This is a genomic window from Nesiotobacter zosterae (genome assembly GCF_033843645.1).
Lineage (GTDB): Bacteria > Pseudomonadota > Alphaproteobacteria > Rhizobiales > Stappiaceae > Pseudovibrio > Pseudovibrio zosterae.
In genome coordinates this window covers 1-3,059 of sequence record NZ_JAWXVZ010000024.1, presented here as the reverse complement: position 1 = coordinate 3,059, position 3,059 = coordinate 1, and the positions used below count along the sequence as shown (strand labels likewise).

Sequence of the window (3,059 nt, the reverse complement as noted above, 5' to 3'; positions counted from 1 at the left end):
AAAGGTTGCCTTTGGCACGTTGACACAGCTGCTTCTTGAAAACGCTCCGCTGGAAGAAATCCGCACCGTGATTGAGTTCTGCCGCTCTGTTGGGCTGCCGACCAACCTGTTCGACATGGGCGTTAAGGAAATCGATCTGGCCAAGCTGATGGAAGTTGCCGAAGCGTCTTGCGCGGAAGGCGAGACCATTCACAACATGCCGTTCCCGGTGACGCCGGAAATGGTGCTGACGGCCATGCTCTCTGCCCACGAGCTCGGCCAGAAGTAAGCCAGCCACTCATTACAGCAAACACATCAAGCCCCGCGCAATAACGCGGGGCTTGATGCTTTCTAGCCCATGACACGTCTGAATGTTTCAGGATAGTCGAAGACAAAGCCGTCTTCATCGACCTCCAAGGTTGCTGTGAATTTGCGAAACAGCCCCTCATAGAGATAGCTGCTCTCCGTCCTGCGGGTATACCGCTGGTCTACTGTTTCTGGCAGAAGAGATGGCACTGGAATGTACGCAACATTCAAGTCAGCGGCAGTATTGATCGCAAGCTTCAGGCGACGGATTGGCAGAGTATTGGTGAAAGGCGTTGCTGCAAAATCAACATCGAGGCAGCCGCTCAAGTGCTTCAGTTCTTTTCCGGTTCCGTCTTGCCAGTTTCCGTTCCCATCCGAGACCAGAGTTCTGCTGGTGCCATCGGTAAGCGTTACGGAAAATCGTCTCGTTCTCCAGTTAAGGTCGAGCTCCATGGTGTAGTGAAGACCATAAGAAGCATCCTCTCTGTTGCCAATGACCACGCTAGAGACGGCATAAAGGGTACCGACTTGTCTGAGGGTGAAATGCTCCAGCCCGGTATTGTTCCAGTCTGACCACCGAATGGTGCGGTTCAAGTGCATCTGAAATCCTTCCCTTTATGGGCAGGGTCGGGCTGACAATCAGAACGCGAGCGTGCCCATACCGTTGTCGAGGCGATCATTCCAGCTCGCCAACGCTCTGGCCAGACGCCCACCGGCGCCATTTTCTGGGTCACTCGCGCGCATCACTGCCCACCAGTCCAATGAAAAGCCGTTTTCTCCCAGTGGCTTGGCGATCAAAGTCCCATCTGCAATTTCAGGTTCCACTGCCCAACGACTGAAAACGCCAACGCCAAATCCTGCCCGCACCAAATCGATCACAGCCTCTGGCGTCGGCATGTGGGTTATGTTGCGGTACATGGTGTCGGGTACGCCAATCACCGTCTGCCACTCGAAACCAGGCTCGGACGAGATCGGATAGGCGTAGTAGCGCTCCTCCACCAAATGGCTGCTGTCAACAAATGGCAGCTCTGCGAGCCGGTGATCGGGCGCCATCACTGCGACCAGCGGATCGGCACCCAGGTTGAACCAGCGGAATTTGGGCAGCGGTGACGGGCGGCCATACATTGTGACCACATCGACCGTGCCTTGGCTGAGGGAAGACAGAGGCTTGGAGGTCGAACTGCCAGAAAGATCAACGGTCAGCTGCGGCTCTGCAACTTCCAGGTGAGCAAGGAATGCTGGCAGCCAATGATAGCGGCTGTAGGTTGCCTGGCCGAGGCGAACGAGAATTTGCTTCCCGTTGTACGAGGCTTCAAGCTCCTGTTCCAGACGTGCCAGTTCATCCAGAAACTGTTCCGACATGGCGCGAATCTTCTCGCCTTCGGGCGTCAGCGTGACCACCTTCTCTGCCCGGCGCAAAAGCCGAAACCCGATCCGGCGTTCCGCCTCCTTCAAGCGATGGGAGGCCGCAGATTGCGTTATGCCCAACCGTGCTGCTGCCGCAGTAAGGCTTCGGGTCTCCGCAATAGCGCTCAAAAGCGCCAGATGACTTATGGTCAGCCTTGGAATCATAGCGCCCATGAAAACATTTCAGAGCACCTTTGAATATTTCGAATTTCCCTAGTGCCCAAAAAAAAATTAGCGGTAGTCGCCATGTTGAAAGGTGCTCGCATATCCCTGTCCGATTTCGGACCAAACACGGCAACAGCGTTGATCGCGCTGACGGCCGTGTGCTTCGGCCTTGTGCCGTTGTTCGCGAAGGAACTGCAGGGCCAAGGTGTTGGTTCTGCAGCGATTGCCCTCTACCGGTATATCTTTTCTGCGGTATTGCTGAGCCCTTTCTTGCCTTTGAGTAAGGGAAAGCTGCGTCAAGCAGGTTTGATGACCGTCACCGGAGTGTTTTTGGGCCTCGGGTGGATTGGGTATTTGGAGGCGGTCAAGACCGTCCCTGTAGCTGCGGCAGGCGTGATCTACATGACCTATCCGCTTTTTGTTTTGTTGTTCGCCTGGGTCATGGTCGGCATGAAGCCGAGCAAGAATTCCCTGATGGCAGGGGGATTGATCGTGGCCGCAGCGGCATGTGTGGCTGACCCTACGGTGCTGACCGCGGATATGTCTGCTGCACTCATGATGGCGTGGACGGCTCCGCTGGGTTTTGGTCTTCTGGTCGTGGTGCTGACCACAATGGTCGACAAACTCAGCGCCATGGAACGCATGGCGACCGGTATGCTCGGTGCCACCATTGGTCTTGCCCCCAGCGCAATCATGAGCGAGGGCATGGGCATAATCCCAACGGACTGGTCCATGTTGGCGTTGATTGCGGCGCTGGGGCTCATCACTTCGGTGCTCCCCCAGGTGATTTACACGGTGGCTTGCATTCGTGTTGGGCCATCGCGGGCAGCCGTGGCCGGTAGTCTTGAGCTGCCCACCATGTTCGTCATCGGCTTTCTAGCTTTTGGCGAGGCTTTAGGTCCTCGTGAGCTGATTGCCGCTGCGTTGGTACTCACCGCCGTGTTTCTGGTGCAAAGCCCAAAACCCGCTGCGGGCCGCACAGAGCCGCAGCAAATGCCAGCCGCGGCTCCTTAACTCCAAGCTTATCTGATAAGCCATCAACCCCCTCCCCATATCTGCTGGGGAGGGTTTTTTTGTTTTTTATTTGATGCTCAGGGTTCTGAGTTTGGCTTTCAGGTTTGGCAGGAGAGATGGGCTTGCGGACAGTTTTGTCAGTCCGGCGTTTAGGAGTGTTTGGGTGACGTTTGTGTCGCCAGCCATTT

General features: G+C 55.9%; 3 protein-coding genes and 1 pseudogene. 2 read left to right on the top strand and 2 right to left on the bottom strand.

Features of this window, described 5'->3' with window-relative positions:
- Window positions 1-268: pseudogene (gldA, locus tag Q3Y58_RS19425) on the top strand (glycerol dehydrogenase); the annotation flags it as partial.
- Between the two features lie 62 nt (window positions 269-330).
- On the opposite strand, the gene Q3Y58_RS19420 reads toward gldA, so the two are convergent.
- Window positions 331-885, bottom strand: coding sequence for a putative glycolipid-binding domain-containing protein (locus tag Q3Y58_RS19420; RefSeq protein WP_319623429.1), 555 nt, complete (start codon window positions 883-885; stop codon window positions 331-333).
- Between the two features lie 39 nt (window positions 886-924).
- Window positions 925-1,866, bottom strand: a complete 942-nt coding sequence (locus Q3Y58_RS19415) for a LysR family transcriptional regulator (RefSeq protein ID WP_319623428.1) — start codon at window positions 1,864-1,866, stop codon at window positions 925-927.
- Window positions 1,867-1,938: 72 nt separating this feature from the next.
- Between Q3Y58_RS19415 and Q3Y58_RS19410 the strand changes: the two genes are divergently transcribed.
- Complete coding sequence (locus Q3Y58_RS19410; RefSeq protein ID WP_319623427.1) at window positions 1,939-2,871, top strand: DMT family transporter; 933 nt, start codon at window positions 1,939-1,941, stop codon at window positions 2,869-2,871.
- Window positions 2,872-3,059: the final 188 nt, after the last annotated feature.